The sequence below is a fragment of the Neotamlana sedimentorum genome (genome assembly GCF_000943565.1).
GTDB lineage: Bacteria > Bacteroidota > Bacteroidia > Flavobacteriales > Flavobacteriaceae > Neotamlana > Neotamlana sedimentorum.
In genome coordinates this window covers 420,984-440,426 of the sequence record NZ_JTDW01000001.1, presented here as the reverse complement: position 1 = coordinate 440,426, position 19,443 = coordinate 420,984, and the positions used below count along the sequence as shown (strand labels likewise).

Genomic DNA, 19,443 nt, shown 5'->3' with positions numbered 1-19,443 from the left:
AAATTTATTTTTTTATTTAGATTTCCAAACTTTAACTTCATCCTTATTCAAACTAAAAACTTGAGATAAATTTCCTTCTGAATAAACTCTAAAACTAGTGTTGGTTTTCGCAGTTATTTTAGCTTCAATTAATTTTCCGTCTTTCCAAATTATGTCAACTTCCAATCCTCCGCGTGCTCTTAAACCTTTTACACTTCCGTTAGGCCAAACACTAGGTAAAGCGGGTAATAGATGTAAAATGTATGGCGCATTTGCGATAATATCATGAGGTGTTTTAGGAATAAAATGATTCGAATTTGATTTATTTTGATACCCTACAAAAGCAGCCTGTTCTATTTGTTTTGCTGAATTATTAATGCTTCTTAAATGACTTTGCAATAACATTTCACACACACCGGCTACACCACCAAAATTACCGTCGATTTGAAACGGAGGATGAAAATCGAACAAATTTGGATATGCGCGTTTTGACGTTAAAAATTGATAGAATTGATGCGCTTTATCGCCATTATGCAATCGTGCCCAAAAATTAGTTTTCCACGCTGTACTCCAACCGGTTGAAATATCGCCACGATGCTTCATTGTAACTAAAGCCGCGGTAGTTAATTCGGGTGTGGTTAAGGGCGAAAAATCACGTCCTGGATGCAAGGCCATTAAATGTGAAATATGACGATGTTGATCTGTTGGGCGATCCCAATCTTCTGGCCATTCTTGAATTTGACCGTACTGCCCAATTTTTTGAGGTGTTAACTTCGGGATTATGGTTTTAAGTTTTGCTCGAAACGCTTCATCTTTATTTAATACAATAGAAGCTTCAATACAATCGGTAAATAAATTAAGTGCCAATTGTTGCTCGAAAGAAGCGCCGTAAGCTTGCTTATTTAATTTCCCAAACTCTTTTACCAAATAGGCGTTTTCTGGCGACCATGTTGGATACACAATTAATGAGCCATCTTTCCAAGGCGCTAAAAATTCCATATAAAACTCGGCGGCTCCTTTTAATATTGGATAAATTTCTTCAAGGTATTTTTTGTCTTTACTAAAAGCATAATGCTCGAACAAATTTTGACACAACCAAGCGCCCGATTGTTGCATTCTGCGACCATGAACATTAGGAGCTGTAAACCCAAATACATTTCCGTTAAGTCCCATACTCCAACCTTGTTCTATTCCAAAAGATTCTCTTGCTGTGTACTTACCAGATTCTGCTATCATTTTTAAATAAGACACATAAGGCGCAAAAGAGCTTGGTAAATTGGCGGTTTCTACCATCCAATAGTTCATAGCTAAATTAATATCGGTATGGTAGTCGGCATTCCAAGCAGGTTTTAAATGTCCGTTCCATAAACCTTGTAAATTCGATGGTACTGGCGCATTTCTAGAGCAACTTAACTGCAAATAACGCGCATAATTAAAATACAGATTCTCAAGCTCTAAACTTGGTCCGTTTTTAATTAATTCGTCGGTTGTAAGATTTAGCGGTTTGTACTCTAGGTTTAACTCGCAGTTATCCATTAAACTAGACACATCTTTTACATGCGCATTTTTAAGCACTTTATAGCCTAAGTTTACTGCTGTTTCTAAAGTTTTTTCAGCATCAGCTTCAAAATTTCGTCCTTTAAAGGTTGGATAATCTGGCAAATAATCGGTGTAAGCCGAAATATAAATTTTTACATCTTTGGCGTTTTCAACTTGTAACTCACCATTATTATTGGCTGTTATTTTAGCTTTGCCAGCATCAATATAAACTCTTTTTTGAAACTGAATAGGGTCATTTTCCATAGCAGCTTCACCATTTAAAACTAACAGATTCCCATCTGCCTTTAAACTGGTAATTTTATGTAATGAGCTTGCTTTAATACTTAGGTTTATAGTTGCATTTTGAGCGCTGTAGCGAATGGCAAGCACATCATTTGGATAGCTACAAAAATATTCGCGCTTAAAATTAGCTTTCCCAATGCTATAATTTACAGAGCCAATTCCTGTAAAGGCATTTAACGAGCGTGTGTAATTTGAAACCTCATTTGGATTGTGATTTGTTGTAATAAATACATCGGTAAATGGCGCATAATTACCCAAAGGTTGCTCGCTACTAAGATATTTGGTAGACGTGGCTTCCATACTGCCTTCGGCAGTGCCATATTTTTCATTTCTATAAGCTTCACGAACTTTATCGAAGTTTTTATAAGCGCCTATTCTTGTTCCAGATTGTTCAACCTCGTTTAAACCTCTTTTAGCGTTCATCCACAATGTAATATCGTTAAGCATGATATGCTCTTCGGCAATTCCGCCAGAAAACATAGCGCCTAGTCGTCCGTTACCCAAAGGCAAAGCTTCTTGCATGTATCCTGGTTTTCGGTAATCATTGCGCTGCGCTTCCGAAAAAGCAGTCGCTGGCTCATCGTAAGTCAGTAAAAATTGCGCCTGAACTTGAAGCACAGAAAACAGTAAAATGGTTATGGTTATTAAATATTTCATTAGGTTTTATCTAGTCAACTTTTGTGCTAATCGTATAATTTTTATCGGCTTTTGCTGTAGTTAATTTACCTAACCACAAACCATCCTGCTGTGCTATAAATTCAAAGTTTTCAGAATGTGGTGTTTTGCCGTTTGTCCACAATAACAAATCGCCATCTTCAACCATATTTATCTCTATTTTATTTTCTTCAACTTCTAACAAATCAAAAGTTGCAGCAGATAAATATTTATCTGGACGACCAATAATAGCCCAACCTTTTTTAATAGGGTTTAGCAATAGCAAACGTTCTTTTCTAGATTCTAAACTAAACACGTAATCAGCATTTAAAACTTGAGCTGATTTTTTATAAGAATCGTAAAGCAACACGCCTTCATTAGGTAAATTCCAAAGCCCATTGTAAGGTTGTATCATGCCTCCAGCAAAAGCATAATCTTTTAAGGAAACTTGCGTGTAAACTTCCTTATCATCTTGATTTAAATTGACAGCCATAATAGCTGCAGTTTGGTTTTTTAACGGCGCAATTACTCGAAACGCTTTTCCATCGAAATAAGGGTCCTGCATTAAACTTTCCGGCAAAGGAACAGCTGGTGCTAAGGTGCCTAAAATTCGTCCATCACTGTAAGTTAAAGGTTTTAAAACGGTATCATCGATATGTTCTGGCACATCAGAAAGATAAATAGGTCCTCCAGACATGGCTCTAGCTACTGCCATTAATTGCGCGGTTTCTTCGAAATTAGCATAAAACATGTCTTGGTCTAGCCAATGTGTATGCCCCAACCAAAACGCATTGGCAAAATTTTGAACCAAAGTAACACCTAACCTGTCTTTTGTTGTTTTATAATCTACGCTTCCGCGGATAAGTGCACTATACTTATGATTAAACACATTAAAATTTTGTTGTGCAATGCAGTTTAGCAACATTAAATCTTTGTCTTTGCAATTTTCTTCTAAGGCAATATTGTTATAATGCACACCTAAAATAGCGTTGCTAGCTCCTTGGTTATTTCTGAAATTATCCGATTGAAAATCGACTTTAATAATATCAAAACCATTGTCTTTGGTGTTTTTTGTCATTTCATGAAAAAATGCATTGGCCGATGCTTCCGAAATTTTTGGTGTTAAAAGTTTTCTTTTACCATTTGGACTACGCGCTGCCAAATGTTCGTTTAAACTAGGCATGTTATGCTCTGGCGATACAGCTCCAAAATAGCCGTTAAAATTTCGCCAAATACCCATCCATTTTATTTTTTCGTCCTTTTGACTGGTGATAGGTTCCCAGCCGTTTGGAAACTTCTTTTTATCAACTCCAAAAGATAATAACGCCCCGTTTTTATGGTCTAAATATCCGTCATCAATCAACATCCATCTAAACGGAATTGTACTTTCTTTCATCCCTTTTAGGGCTCCTAAAATAACTTCCTCATTAATTTTATGTTTATAATGCTCCCAAGAACACCAACCTAAATATTTGTAGGCTTCAGGATACTCTTTTTTAGAGCGCCAATTAATATTTTCTTTTACATTTTCAGTATTCATAGCACCTTCCCAAGCCATTCTAGCTGCTTCGTAAGGATTATTTGATTGTCCGTAACTTATTAGTGGAACGGCGACATTTTCGGATGCCTTACCATAGGTTGCCACCGTTAAAAATGCTTTATTATCGTGAATGGAAAACGTATTGCCAATTCGGTTTGAAACTAAAGGCAAAAGCGCTAAATAGTCACCATTTGCCTTTTGAAGCATCATAAACGCACCTAAATTAATATGGCTATCCATTCTTGGTTTTTGGTGTTTGTAACCATCTAATTCTGAAACATCATTAAACCAAAGTGGTTCTACTCTATTTCCGGCCGCTAGTTTTTTTGAAAACGGACGGTAATAAATACCACGATTATATTCTGGAAAACCCAATGGTATTTCTGCAATAACTCCTGTAGAATCTGGTGTTAATTCTTGTTTAGCAACCGTTATAACTCCTTTTTTGTTTAAGGCTGATAGATTTAATATTTCGGGAAATACATCTAAATTTGAATTTTGCTTTTTTGCATCGCTTTGCTCCTTACAAGATAGTAAGCAGAATAGGCCTAAAACAATAAGTATTATATTTTTCATCTGATTATTTATTCGTTAAAAGCGTGCTTAGTTAATAATAGGTTCTATCTGTTTCCAGCCATCCATTCCTTCATTTTTTTGAACTTTACCTTTGGTACTTCTGCCATCTAAAATAATTTTCTTGAGTGCTGCTTTTAAAACAGCTGCTTTTTCGGGAAAGGCACCAATTAAATTATTGGTTTCGCCTTTATCGGCTTTCAAATTATATAATTGCATCTCTGGCAACACAAGGGCTTCGCTTTTTATATCCTGTGGTCTTGGATAGCTCCATCCACCAGAACCCGGACAAACAATGAGCTTCCAACTATCTTTTCTAATTGCAAACGACCCATTAATGGAATGATGAACAGTATACTCACGAATATTTTTATCGCTTGCTCCAGTGATTAATGGTAGCATACTAAAGCTATCTTCAGCTTCATAATCGTTTAATTTAAATTTAGAAATATCAGCACAAGTAGCGAAGAAATCGGTAGTACAAATAGTTTTATCAGAATAGGTATTCTTTAAGCCTTCTTTTGGCCATTCCACTATAAAAGGCACGCGATGTCCGCCTTCAAAAATATCGGCTTTAGCACCTCTAAACTCCGAACTTGGGTTGTGCTTCACTTTTTTAAGTTCATCGAAATTAGCTCTTGGAGAGCAACCATTATCGCTAGTAAAAACCAATAATGTATTTTCCGAAATACCTTGTTTTTTAAGCGCATCTCTAATTTGTCGTACCACATCGTCTACCTGCATTACAAAATCGCCATACATATTGGTATTACTCTTCCCAAGAAATTCAGTGGTTGGTAAAATAGGTGTATGTGGTGCAGGTAAAGGGAAATACAAAAAGAAAGGTGACTTGTTTTTTGATGCTTTACTAATATAACTAACGGCTTTATTGGTTAAATCTTGAAGCACATTGGTATGGTCGAAATCATCGGAAGTTGGACCTTCTCTCCAAAACCCTTTTTCGTCTACGTTAATAGTTGTTTTAGTTGGCACCATAGTAGGTATATCGTTTTCAACATACACATAAGGAGCCATATCAAGCGAGCCACAAAAACCAAATGAATAATCGAAACCATGAGTTGATGGCCCGTTTTTAATAGCCTTAGTATAGTCCACCGCCAATTGAGCATTCCAATTATTTCTATCAGCTTCATCGGCACCCTGTTTAGTAGCCCAATCCCAACCTAAGTGCCATTTACCAATAAAAGCGGTTGTGTAACCTTGTGCTTTTAACATTTCGGCAACTGTGGTTCGTTCCTGCTTAATTAACGACTTAGAAAACCCACCTAGTACCGATTTTTTTAATGTTGAACGCCAATTATAACGTCCCGTTAAAATACCATATCGCGTTGGTGTACAAACTGCCGACGAAGTGTGCGCATCGGTAAACTTAATGCCATTAGTTGCCATATCGTCTAAATTTGGCGTTGGAATTTTCCCTTCCGGATTAAAACACTTGACATCTCCATAGCCTAAATCGTCTGCCAAAATATAGATGATATTTGGACTTTTATCAGCTTTTTGGGCTTGTACTGTTATTATTGACATGGACAATAAGAAAAATATGAGTTGTTTCATCTTAATGAGTTTGTTTAATAATTTTTATAATTAATCAGATTTCCACCTAATTAATTTATGATTCGTTTTATATAGTCTGAAATATGTTCACCAAGTAATTCATAACCTTTATTAGTGTAATGCACATCGTTGTTTCCTTTTCCATAATTTTTATGAATGGTTTTTGAAACTTCATAAATATCGTTGATTTTTACACCGTTATTTTTCATTACTTTTTTAGCTATTTCATTATAAATCAAAGCATCTTCTTTAAATCGACCAGCTTCGTTTTCGGGCACATAAGTTGTCGTAGCAAAAATTAACTCTGCCTCAGAATTGTGCTTTATGAATTTAACCAAGCTATCAAGGTTTTTTTCATATTCCTCTGGCTTGAATGTAATCGTTCCGTTTTTCTTATCTCTTTTCCCTTGTTCTTTCGAATCTGGATGTCGATAACACAAATCCCAAAGTCCCCAATTAAAATGTATAATATCCCAGTTTCCAGCTGCCAACCAAGATTTAATATGTTTTAACCCATTACCTGTATGTTTTGCATTCCCAGAGTTATGCTGCACCTCAGCAATATCAATTAAATTAGCCTTAACAAAAGGTGTATAACCCAGTGAAATAGAATCTCCAATAATTAACACATTAGTTTTTGGCTGCTTAAAACTTAACGAAACAACCGCTAAAACCAATACCACAAAAACTACTTTAAAGCTTTTCATACCATTAAAACTTAACTGTTAAATTTTCTCCTTTTGAAATGGTTTGTTGTTTTAGTTTCTTTTTAGCAACACCTTGAAGCGTAAAACTTTTTAACTCTAATGCACCGTGAAGCACATTAATTTTTGCCAATTCATTTTTAACTTCACAGGTTCCCCAACTGTAACCATTACTCCAAAAATAAGTCCCGGGTTTTGAGGTAAAAGTTATCGATTTTTGAACTCCAGAATAATGAAATCCTGAAGTTGCTAAAACACCGGCCCATGCCATCATACTTCTAGCATAATGATGTCCATATTCTGCTTCGTTAAAAGGATTTCGTTTTTTTCCGTCGTATCTATTTCTAATATCTTGTATGGTTTTTAAAGCTGTTTCCGTTTGTCCTTCATACATCATCGCTACAGCCGCTGTGTGCTCAAAACCAGTCATTACTTCAGTAAAATAAGGAAATGGCTGCTTAGGTCTGGCTTTAGGGTAATCGGCCATTAACAAAGCCGATTCGTTTCCGTAAGCATAAGAACGCATAAAATTAGGATGCTTCATTAAGTTTTCGCGGTAGTTATATTTTATGATAGACTCGTTTGTCTTTTTTATATTTTCTTTATTTACTAAATACCCTAAATCGAGAATATGAGCCATTACCTGTCCTACCAACTGGTCTACAAGCACGCCTTCTCCTAACTGATATTGCGGGTCGTTAGGAACGAGTCTTCTTTTTACACGAATTAATCCTTTTGCAATACTATCAAGATGTTTTGGCGGCACAATTTTTTGGATGTAATATTCGCCATTAAACAAATTTTCATCCATCCACTTTGAACCATTTTCGTATAATGAACGACATGTTTTAGCGAATTTTTTATCGCCTAAATAGTTTGCCATTTCTTCGGTTACTCGCAATGCACCAAGATACCATAAGCCCATTTGCGGATTTGGACCAAAATACTCTACATCCATAGTGTTATGTTGACTTCCTTCCATAACACCATCTTTATTGGGATCCCAACCTTTAGGAATCCAACAGAATTCCATAGCTTTTTTAACATTTACCCAGTTCTTTTTAAGGAAATTATCATCGCCAGAGAGTTGCCATTCTCTGTAATATTTCATAATACTTCCCATTTGACCGTCGGCAGCTGCCAAACCAAAACTTGTTGCTTTTTCTTTTAACGGCAAGTGAATGCGATAACTCATCATTCCGTTTTCGTCTGTAGCAAATCCAAATTCTACGTCGCGCATATTTTTGGCGATATCACCAAATAAAAACGGTATGGTTTGTTCGTAGTTCCAAACATGAGTACAGGTTCCTGTACCACTGCCTTCGTTATCTTTTATACCTTCCCAACCTAAATAATAACCCGATTTGGTTTTAAAAGCCAACTGCGTTCTAAAATGCGCCAAATTAAACAATGCGGCTTCTTTTACAATTTCTGGAAAATCACTACCTATAAAAGCTTGTACAAAGGTTTTTGTTTGCTTTTCTAGGTTTGGAATTCTATGAACGTTTTTTACAGCAACTTCCCATGAATCGATATATTTCGTAGCGTAAAAATTACCCACATTTGCTTTTTGGTTACTCCAAGCCGGACGATTTGGGAAATGCCAAGTAATAAAAAATCGAATATCTTTTTCTTCGTTAGGAGCCAGAGTCGTTTTTACGGCTAAAGAGCCCATGTTATTTTTTTGCTGGGAGCTTCGTTCCTCTAAGTTACCATCGTCGGTATAATCGTCCCAAAACTCTAAAGTACTATTACCCCAATCTCCAACTTGCCATGCCGTTCTGTAAGACACATCGCCTTTATTTGCAGTTGTTAAGCTAAAAGTTCCATATTGATAACTTTCCTTATCAACCGCTTCTCCTGCGGTAAAATGGATTCCTTTTATTCCATTTTCTTCTTTGTAAGTATTAATATTTTGGTATGGCTTTCCCTCTTTTCCATCGTAACCAATAAAATTTGGAATGTTTCCTGCTAATGAAATTGTAATTGGCTTGCTACTCCTATTCTTAACCTTATAACTTAATATCGCTATTGGCAAACTACTGTCTTCTGTGTTTCCCGGAATTAACGGATTAAATGCCCCAACGGTAACTTCAATTGGTAAATTTTCGTCACTTAACAACACTTCACCAAAAGGATAAGCCGTTTGAAATTTAGATTCTGAAAAACGCGGCAAACCATGATTAGGAGCTTTAGAACCGTAAAAACCTTCGTCGTATTTTACGGGAATAGGGCCTTCTAAAAGTAAAGCTTGGGCTTCTTTATTTTCTTCTTTTAAATAAATTGAGAAAAACGGCGCTCGATTTATAACTTCGACGCCTGTGTACAACGGATTAAAGCCTTTAGCTGGACGACTCATAACTTCCCAATCTTCTAAAGCGCCTCTTCCTGTTAAAGAAATAGTTCCTGTACCAATGCCTCCAACTGGCATAGCAATTCGGTCGGAATGGTTTTGGTTGTAAGTTTTTAATACGGGCCAAGCGTTTTTTTCCTGAGCTATTATAACTCCAACCCCTAATAAAAATAGGGTAAAGAAAATTGTTATTTGGGTTTTATTGCTCATTTTATGTTATACGTTTTATTTAAATATTTTATTACTTTATTTAAGTCATTATTCGCTAATGGTCTGTCGTAAATCAAAAATCGAGCAATTGCCCCATCAAACGATTCGAATCCTGGATAGTTAGTTGCATCGCGTTCTTGCCCTATTACCATTTTAGAAGGATTTACTTTTTCACTCACAGGAAATTTAGCACTTGCTATGGGTTTATCTGAATTAATAAACAGCTCCAAAGGCACATTTCCTTGTCCTGATTCCATTTTACCAATAATCAAATAATACTGTTCACTTTTTAATGGTTCGGGAGCTAAAACGTGTGGACTATTTTTATGCCACAAGCCTTTTTCTAATGCATTTCTGGCACCAATCCAAATTTGATTTTCATCACTTACTCCAGCCCAAACACCTTCGTATTCACCTTTTTTATCAATGTTTGTATTTCTTAGATTTCCAAAAAACGCATTTACACCTGGTTTCCCGATAACTTGATCATAAATTGAAATTATTGCAAACCAAGTAAATCCGCTGCCTTTTGTTAAATGATCGAAAGCATCTTCATTGTGATTCACTAATTCCTGACGATGAAAAATTACCGCATTATGGCCATTTAATTCTGGAACGTTTTTTTTAAGTCTTGGCATACCAGAGCCTTTAAGAGTTCTACCTTCATCCTGTTTAACAAAGGCATCAATTTCATTCTCGACAACTTGATTTTCCCATGAACTAATTCTATTACTACTATCGACGGTTATTCCGAAATCTGCATTCAAATCAACCATTAAACCTTTTGTAATAGGAAGCTTTTTTTTATTCTCTTTGTCAGAAGCCCAAAACACTCCTGATTGAACATTGAGCAGCTTTATTTTATGTTGCGAATGCACACTATGTAGAACTACTACAAAGCATCCTAACAACAAAAAACAATGAATTTGCTTCATTTCAATCATCATAATTTAATTTACACTTAAAGGTTTAGGGTTATTTACATGACCAACAGGTCTTGCGTTTGCATCGATTTCTGTTTCAAAATTTTTCATCACTTCTTTTAGTTGGGCTACTATTTCTGGATATTGATTTTTAATATTATGTTGCTCTGAAATATCATTTTTTAGGTTATACAAAGCGATTTTATCGTTAACAACTCTAAGTTTCCAATCTTTCCATCTAACAGCTTCCAAAGTACCCCAGTGCGAATAGAAAAAATATTCATGAGGGCTTTTGGCTCCTTCTGTAAGCACCGGTAAAATATCTTTACCATCTATTTTACGATCTTTAGTTAAGCTAACGCCTACTAAGTTGGCAAAAGTTGGCAGCATATCCATGGTTGTTAGTAATTCGTCAATTTCGATTCCTGGTTTAATTTTTTCTGGCCAACGTATAACAGTAGGCATTCGCATACCACCTTCTAAAGTACTGCCTTTTCCTCCAGACAAAGGTTGCATAGAATTTTTTCTATTTTTTACAGCTCCATTATCGCTGGTAAACAAAACCAACGTATTTTCATCGATTCCTAGCGTTTTTAAAGTATTAAGAATTTGACCAACCGACCAATCAATTTCATAAATTGCTGTTTCATAAATTTTTGAAGAAGCATTTACGCCATTTTCTAAAACCTGAGCATATTCCTTTTTAATTTCTTGAGATGCAGCAACGGGACCGTGAGGCATGGGATGAGGCACGTACAAAAAGAAATTTTCATCTTTATTTTCTTTAATAAACTTTACCGCTCGCTCTGTAATTCTTCTAGTTAAATAATCGGCATCAGGATCCATTTCAATCACCTTTTCACCATTTAAAAAAGGAAGTGAAGGAAATTTAAAAAATTCTTGTCGACGATGTGTTGGTGTAATATCATGACTATAAGGCAACCCATAAAACTCATCGAACCCTTGTTTTGTTGGCAAAAATTCTGGTTGATCGCCTAAATGCCACTTACCAAAAATTCCTGTTTTATATCCTGCTGCTTTAGCTATTTCGGCTATCGTGATTTCATCTGGGTTTAAGCCATTACCATCGCCTGCTAAACACACAGGAAACCGCTTATTTTGTGGAACGTTAGGTAAATCAATAACCAAACTAGATGGCGGCTCCATACTAATGCGTCGCGGGTAACAACCCGTCATAAGTGCTGCACGAGATGGTGTACATAAAGGGGCAGCAACATAAAAACTAGTTAATTTTGCACCTTCGGAGGCCATTTTATCAATATTTGGCGTGTACACATGTTTGCCTCCAAAACAACTTAAATCGGCATAACCTTGATCGTCGGTAAAAATAATAACAACATTAGGCAATTTTGACTCCTCAATTTTGTCAATTTTCGCTTTACACGACATACTAACCAGTATCGCAGTTAAACATGTTATTAATGTTAAAATTGATTTCATTTTATGAAAAATTATTAACCTTATTTTTAAAGAGGAACCTGAATGGTTTCTCCAGCCTTTGTCTCCAAATTTATTACATTGTCTTTATAACTTAACGCGGCTACGCCTCCTTTTTTTGAATGGACTTGTGCCTGAATTAACTCTCCAGCTTCCCATTTTAAATCGACTACAAAACCACCTTTTGTACAAAGCCCTTTTACTTCGCCGCTTTTCCAACTCACTGGTAAAGCTGGCAACAATCTAATTTCATTGGTATGGCTTTGTAAGAGCATTTCTGAAATGCCAGCTGTAGCACCAAAATTAGCATCGATTTGAAACGGTGGATGTTGTCCAAATAAATTTGGACTAATTTTTTTTGATAGCAGCGTTTTTAAACTATTTTCGGCTAGACCACCTTCACCTAAACGCGCGTACTGATTAATTAACCAAGCAGAACTCCAACCCGTATGGCCACCGCCATGTTTTATTCTATAATCTAAAGAATTTCTAGCGGCATTAGCTAGTTCTGGTGTTTCTTTTAAATCGATTTGAAAACCTGGATGTAATGCATACAAATGGGAAATGTGTCTGTGACCTTTTTCAATTTCTTCGAAGGCTTCATTCCATTCCAACAACCTGCCGTCGGCGCCAATTTGAGGACCTTGTAATTGTTGTTGAGCCTGTTGTACTTCGTTTAAAAAATCATCTTGAATTCCCAATGCATTGCAAGCATCAATATAATTTTGAAACAATTGCCAAATAACTTGTTGGTCGTGTGCGGGTGCCATACAAATTTTACTCATGCTACCATCAGGTGCTATAAATTTGTTTTCTGGCGAAACCGATGGCCCTGAAATTAATTTTTTAGTTTTTGGATCGGGTATTAACCAATCTAAATAAAACTGCGTAGCGCCCTTTAAAACAGGGAATTTACTTTTAAGAAAATCTTCATTTAAAGTAAAATAATAATGCTCCATGATATGCGTAGTTAACCACGCTCCTGCGCCTACATGCATTCCCCAATCAGATCTTTCACCGGGCGCTGTAAACCCCCAAACATTTGTTACAGGATGCACCACCCAACCGTTTGCATTATAATGCACTTTAGCGGTTTTAGCTCCCGGTTTTTGAAGCATTTCCATTAAACTAAAAAGCGGCAAATGCATTTCTCCTAAATTAGCAACTTCACTAGGCCAATAATTCATTTGAACATTAACATCGGTATGGTAGTCGCCATTCCAAGGCGTTTGTAATTCGTTAGCCCAAATACCTTGTAAATTGGCAGGTAAAGTTCCTGGTCTGGACGAAGATATTAGTAAATATCGACCGTATTGGTACAATAATTCTACTAGATGTAAATCTGATTTTTTATTGTTAGATTTAAATGTTTTTAAACGTAAATCGGTTGGAATCGTATCTAAACTTGATGTCAATTTTAATTGCACTCTTTTATAATACTTTTGATAGTCGTTAACATGTGAAACTAAAACAGATTCGTATGCTTTTTGCTGAACATCTTCAAGATTTTTTGCTGATATTTCCTCGTATAATCTTCCCGTAAAATCTGGGTAACTTAATTTATAATTTGTTGAAGCCGTTAGGTACAACACCACTTCATCGGCTTTTTTAACTTCAAGAAATCCATTATTAAAATTGAGTGTCCCATTTTTATTTTTGGCTGATAATCTGGCTATATATTCTAGTCCTTTTCCTCCACTTCCATTAGAAAGCGCTCCTTGCATAACCAATTCATTTTCTGTAGATTTTGTTTGATAAAGTTCTGGCCGTGTTAAAGTACTTTTAAAAGAAATACTTTGTGGTTTATTGGCTGTTAACTTAACAACAAGTGCTTGGTCGGGGTAACTCACAAAATATTCACGTTTATAATTGACTCCATTTTGAGAATAACTTACTCGAACTACAGCTTCATCTAAATCTAATTCGCGATGATAATTTTCAAAACTACCAGTAGAATCAAAATCTAACCACAAATCGCCTAAGGTTTGAAAACACCCAAAAGGCACGTTAGCACCTTTACCTAGCCCAGTACCTGCACCTTTGCAAATTTGAGTTTGTTTAGTTAAGGTAGTTGCCTCTTTGTACTTACCTTCAAAAAGAAGATTTCTAATATCGCTTAATGCACTAAATGCTTCGAGATTATCGTTATCACTAGGACCACCAGACCACATGGTTTCTTCGTTTAGCTGAATGTGTTCATTATTTACATCGCCGTAAACCATTGCTCCTAACGAGCCATTCCCAATAGGTAGGGCTTTTAACCATTCCAGATCGTTTCGTTTAACTATGGCAGCATTCGATAAGGTTCCAGATTTTGCTGGCTGTTGATACCATAATTTTAAATGAGAAGCTTTGTTTTCTTGTTGCGTATTGCAAGACATCAAAAAGCAATTTAAACTTAATATTAAGCTTGTATATTTAAGAAAGGATTGTAGTGGTGGTGTCATTATTTAGTTTAAATTCTGTAATTATTTAATTAATTCTTATTCTTTACCATTTTTTCAATATTTATTGAGTTTTTCCTGAAGGTAAATACGCCATTTTCTAAATCGCCGTTGCAAGCCTTCAACATTTCTTTTTTCAAGTCTTTTACCTTTTTTGGAAATTTTTCGGCCAAATTATTTTCTTCCTTGAAATCCTCTGGCAAATAGTATAATTCGAAGGCCTCTTTTGGCACATGAGTTCTTAATTTCCAACCGTCGTTGGTAATTATTGTTGGCCCAATAAATGAGGCATACACTACGTGATTGTGTTGTTTGCTATTTTCCCGACCTATAAGTTCGTTATAAAATGAAATACCGTCGGTTTCAGACACATCTTGAAATCCGGTAACATCGGCTAAAGTGGACAGAAAATCGTAATTAGCAACCAGTAAATCGCTTTTACGACCCGCTTTAATTTTAGCTGGCCAACGCGCAATTAACGGCGCTTGAATTCCGCCCTGTAAATTACTTCGTTTTAATCCGGCTCGACCGCCATTTCCATTAAACACATCGCCTCCTAAATCGCTATAAAACTTATGCTCTAAATCATCAAACTTAACACCAGTATTTACATTTTTATAAGGTTTGTAAGTGCGCCCTTCTTTGGTATAATAAATTTCATGTCCATTATCTGAAGTAAAAATGACTAAAGTATTATCGTCAATTTTTAATTTTTTTAAATGTGCCATTATTTGTCCCACGTTATCATCGAGCATTTTAACCATGGACGCGTATTCTTTTTCGACGGCTGTAAGTTCTGGGTTATTAGCAAAATCTGGATGAACAGCAGGCACCGAAGCTGGGCCATGAGGCAACTGCGTTGGAAAATATAAAAAGAAGGGTTTTTCCTTATTTTCGCTAATAAAACGCAGCGCATTACTCATAAATAAATCTTGAGAATACACGGTTTTACCTTCCATATTCCAACGTTCTTTATATTTTTCTTGGGTTTCGTTTTCTTTAGTTTTACCACAATCTGCACGGGTGTTTCCTTGAATATATTCTACTTCTCCATTTCTAAACAAAAAAGGTGGGTAAAACCCATGTGCTCTAACATGATCTAAATATCCATAATACTCATCCCAACCATGTCTTTCCATTTGCCTATGTGAGGCAGAAAACCCCCATTCTAACTTACCAAATTGCCCTGTTACATAACCTTGTTTTTGAGCTACTTCACCTAAAAAAACGGCATCACTATTTGGTGGTGTTAAAACGGTATTCAACATATTCTGAATATCATTATTGGTATACACACCTTGACTAATTTTTTTATAAATACCAGCTTGGGTAACTTGAAAGTTATCTGGACGACAATCTCTTAAACCTGTAATTAAAGATGCTCTTGAAGCAGCACATACCATTCCAGAATAGGCATTTTCGAAAGTAACGCCTTCCTGTGCCAAGTGATCGATGTGTGGTGTGCTAATTATTTTTTGACCATAATGACTTAGTAAGCCCTTACCCAAATCATCAGCATAAATTAAAATAATATTGGGTTGTTCATTAGGTTGTGCCTTTGCAAAAACACTAACCAATAAAAACAGTAAAACGAATACCTTATTAAGTTTCATAACTATTAATTGTTTGTAATTTTGCTACCCCACCAATCGGCATTAGGTTGCCATTCTGGACTTAACATTTGCATTCGAGATTTCTCTAACTTTGGCATCAATGTAGTTCGGTTGTTTTCTAAACGCTTTTTTCGTGCAAGGGCGTCCCATTCTGGGTCCTGATTTGCATATTGGGTATTCATAGATTTTAACCAAGCTATTAATTCGTGGTGCATCGCTTGTGTTTTTTCTTCATTTTGCGTCGAAACATCGCTGTTTTCTTTTAAATCTGAATTTAAATCATATAATTCTACATGATTATCTTCCCAATAATGAATTAATTTCCAGTTATCTTTTCTAATTATTGAAACAGGCTCGCCACCTTGATTTCCATAATGCGGATAATGCCAAAACAAAGGTCTATTTTCTATATCTTTCCCGTTTAATAATGGCTTTAAACTCAAACCATCGGCATGTTGTTCGGGTTTTAAAGGAATGTTTGCCAGATCTAACAAAGTTGGATACAAATCGGCACCAGAAACAGGTGTTTCTATTAGTGTTCCGTTTTGTTCAAGCCAAGGCACATAAATAAAATAAGGCACACGCAAACCGCCTTCCCACTGGTAACCTTTACCACCTCGCAATATTAATTGATTAGTTGCAAAGGCATCGCCAGAAGTTACTCCGCCATTATCGGAAGTAAATACCACGATGGTATTTTTATCTAAATTATTTTCTTTTAAGGTTTTTAGAACAACTCCTATCGCATCATCAACTTGTTCAATTAATCCGGCATAAACAGGATTATCCTGATATTTTCTTGCAGGCAAAATGCGCTCCATTTCAAAACCTTTTTCGGCAATGCCTATTTTTTCGGCTTTATTTCTGTATTTGCTCCATTTTTCTTTTGTGGTTTGAATTGGTGAATGCACTGCATAAAACGATAAATATGCTAAAAAGGTGGTGTCCTTATTTTTTTCTATAAATTTTGAAGTTTCTTTGGCTAGCTTCATAGAAAACGACATGCCTTTTTCGTCTTCATAATCTTCTAAATACGGATTATTAAAAGGAGAAAAATAACCACCACTATAAGGTCCGCCTCTTTCGTAACCGCCTTTATTTATATCGAAACCATGATCTGTAGGTAACGAGTGTTGTTGTTCGCTTCCTAAATGCCATTTTCCAGCAAAAAAAGTAGCATAACCTTGTTCTTTTAAGGCTTCTGGTAAGGTAATATCGCTATGACTTAAATGGTGTTTGTAATTTGGTGGTAGCAATTTTGTATGTCTGTTTTTCTTTTTCCATTCTAAACCGTAAGGTGCACCTTCAAATTGGGTAAGACCATGTCTTGCCGTAAATTGGCCATTTAACAAACTAGCACGCGACGGACTACAAACAGCACAAGTGGCATAGCCATTGGTAAAAATATGTCCTGCTTTTGCCAAGGCATCAATGTTTGGTGTTTCGTAGAAATTGCTCCCCATTACGCTTAAATCGGCATAACCTAAATCGTCTACCACAATAAATAATATATTGGGTTTAGACACTTTGGTTTCTTGCGGACTTTCGTTTTTACAAGCTGTTAAAATTATAGTGATTAGCATCACAAATAATAATTGGTTCTTCATTAAAAAAATTTTTAGTTTAATTCTGGTCTTATCCACATGCAATGTCCGCCACCCGCAACCATAGTTACTTTAATAGTGTCTCCTTTTTTTATTGTTTCGGTTCTTATTTGGTATGCTTCAGGATTTGTTTTGCTATTGGTTTCTTTGGTGTCTTCGTAATAGGTTATTTTATAGTTTTTGTTTTCATCTAAAAAATCAAAATCAATATCGAGCGTTCCACCATTGTTATGCACAGTGCCAATAAACCATGCGTCGCCTTGTCGTCTTGCCGTAGAAATATACCCATCCATTTTAGCATGTAAAATTTTGGTTTCGTCCCATTTACCAACAGGCATTTCTTTTATAAACTCAAACAGATCTTGTTTTTCTGTATAGGCTTCGGGTGCATCTGGAATACACACCAGTCCGCTAAAAATTATTAACGTTCTGGCAGCTTCGGCAACTGCTGTAGTTTGTAATGAATTTAGTTTTTTTGGTCCTTTTTCTCTTTCGCCAGCATTAACACTTGAAATATCGAAAATACCATTGTTCATATCTAAAGGGCCTTGAAGCGCATTTATTAAAGCCATTCTAATAAATGTTTTAGGCGTAAAAGCACGTCTGGAATCTTGTTGCGCATGGCAAAACTCTCGGGTAATGGCATTAGGATATGTTCTAGTAACTCCTGTAAATGGCACAGGACCATCGTGAAAATCTATTAACAAATTACTCTTAGCACTCATTTCGATAGCATTTTTGGTAAATGGCACATCTGTTCCCATAAAGCCATATTTTATACCTTTCATTCCTAAAGATTGGTAATAAGGAAACAAGGCTTCATCTCCGTAATTTCCTTGTCGGCGATCGTAATACAGAATTAATTCCACACCTTTTTCTTGAGCATAATTTGCTACTTTTTCTAAATCTAACTTGTTTGACATGTTCATTTTACCAGGCTCAACTTTTGTGTACCAAGCATCGTCGATTAAGAAATATTCGATACCGTTTTTGGCAGCAAAATCGATAAAACGGAAGTAGCTTTCGTTATCAATTCCATAGGTAAAACCATCCTTTGCTGTAAAACCATGAACTCTCCAATCCCATAATGTTTTTCCTGGCTTTATCCATGACGTATCGTCTAGTTTATTTGGTTCTGCCACATTTAACGGGATGGTGTTAGTGAGCAAATCTCCTACCTTATCTTCAACAAGAATAATTCGCCAAGGAGTTGTAATTTGGCTTCCATCAGCATTAAAATTATTTTTGGAAACCAGCGTATTGGTTTGCTTATCTAAATTAAATTTAATAACATCGAACCCCGGAGCACTTATTAAATCGGATTCTAAAAGTGATAGATATTTATGTGTTGGATGCTCGATAACCAATGGCATTTTGATTTTATTTTTTTTACCATTTTCTTTCGGGTCTCCTAATTTTGAAATAGCAATTGGCCCGTAAGGCTGCCCTTCGCCAGCAGGTGAATACACGCCGCTTGTTTCTGGCATGTTGTATTCCATAAATAAAACCGGGTTATTTGCGGTTGAATTGTTTGCGGTTTTAAATCGAAAAGCGATTCCTTTATTATAAACTCTAGCAAAAAGAGTTGCTGGCGTGCCTTGATAATTTAAAGAAACTTCCAGCTCGTTATAATGATTTTGTATTTCGCTGAATTGTCCCCAAACCGGATTCCAAGTGTTATTAACTTCTTTAATCGTAACGTTAGTTACCTCAACGTTTACATTTTGAAATAATGAGATTTCAGAATTTAAAATAATATTCTTACTACCCTCGAAAAGGTTGTATTTTAATTGGTTATTTTCATTATTAAATACAACTTTAAGCTCACCATTTGGCGCAGTTATTTCCAATAATTCAGACTGTTTGCAACTAACTAATGCTATTACAAACATTAGAGAAAATAAAATTTTCTTCATTTAAATTTATTTTATTTTTATAACTTTTTGGCTTGGTTTACACAAAGCTTCA

Annotated in this window: 11 protein-coding genes; all 11 read right to left on the bottom strand. The window is 35.8% G+C overall.

Annotated features, from left to right (window positions below; genetic code table 11):
* Window positions 1-12: 12 nt before the first annotated feature.
* A complete protein-coding gene (locus tag PW52_RS01875; RefSeq protein ID WP_044631205.1) occupies window positions 13-2,478 on the bottom strand; it encodes a glycoside hydrolase family 95 protein in 2,466 nt (821 codons plus the stop codon).
* Between the two features lie 10 nt (window positions 2,479-2,488).
* Window positions 2,489-4,591 carry a Sip1-related alpha-galactosidase gene (locus tag PW52_RS01870; RefSeq protein WP_052823317.1) on the bottom strand — a complete coding sequence of 701 codons (2,103 nt, stop codon included), beginning with the start codon at window positions 4,589-4,591 and terminating at the stop codon, window positions 2,489-2,491.
* A 27-nt stretch (window positions 4,592-4,618) separates the two neighbouring features.
* Window positions 4,619-6,166, bottom strand: a complete 1,548-nt coding sequence (locus PW52_RS01865; RefSeq protein WP_044631204.1) for a sulfatase family protein — start codon at window positions 6,164-6,166, stop codon at window positions 4,619-4,621.
* 50 nt (window positions 6,167-6,216) lie between these two features.
* The gene (locus PW52_RS01860; RefSeq protein ID WP_044631203.1) at window positions 6,217-6,873 is read right to left on the bottom strand and encodes an SGNH/GDSL hydrolase family protein; all 657 of its coding nucleotides are present in this window, start codon (window positions 6,871-6,873) and stop codon (window positions 6,217-6,219) included.
* 4 nt (window positions 6,874-6,877) lie between these two features.
* Window positions 6,878-9,433, bottom strand: a complete 2,556-nt coding sequence (locus tag PW52_RS01855; RefSeq protein ID WP_044631202.1) for a GH116 family glycosyl-hydrolase — start codon at window positions 9,431-9,433, stop codon at window positions 6,878-6,880.
* A complete protein-coding gene (locus PW52_RS01850) occupies window positions 9,430-10,368 on the bottom strand; it encodes a hypothetical protein (protein ID WP_131453962.1) in 939 nt (312 codons plus the stop codon). The genes PW52_RS01855 and PW52_RS01850 overlap by 4 nt, the downstream gene beginning before the upstream one ends.
* 15 nt (window positions 10,369-10,383) lie before the next feature.
* Window positions 10,384-11,817: a sulfatase family protein gene (locus PW52_RS01845; RefSeq protein ID WP_044631200.1), complete on the bottom strand. Its 1,434-nt coding sequence runs from the start codon at window positions 11,815-11,817 to the stop codon at window positions 10,384-10,386.
* Window positions 11,818-11,843: 26 nt separating this feature from the next.
* Complete coding sequence (locus PW52_RS01840) at window positions 11,844-14,195, bottom strand: glycoside hydrolase family 95 protein (protein WP_165586740.1); 2,352 nt, start codon at window positions 14,193-14,195, stop codon at window positions 11,844-11,846.
* A gap of 95 nt (window positions 14,196-14,290) precedes the next feature.
* Window positions 14,291-15,871 carry an arylsulfatase gene (locus PW52_RS01835; protein ID WP_044631198.1) on the bottom strand — a complete coding sequence of 527 codons (1,581 nt, stop codon included), beginning with the start codon at window positions 15,869-15,871 and terminating at the stop codon, window positions 14,291-14,293.
* A 5-nt stretch (window positions 15,872-15,876) separates the two neighbouring features.
* Entirely contained in the window at window positions 15,877-17,478 is a 1,602-nt protein-coding gene (locus PW52_RS01830) for a sulfatase (protein WP_052823349.1), read from the bottom strand.
* Window positions 17,479-17,489: 11 nt separating this feature from the next.
* Window positions 17,490-19,391 carry a glycoside hydrolase family 97 protein gene (locus PW52_RS01825; RefSeq protein ID WP_205618111.1) on the bottom strand — a complete coding sequence of 634 codons (1,902 nt, stop codon included), beginning with the start codon at window positions 19,389-19,391 and terminating at the stop codon, window positions 17,490-17,492.
* Window positions 19,392-19,443: the final 52 nt, after the last annotated feature.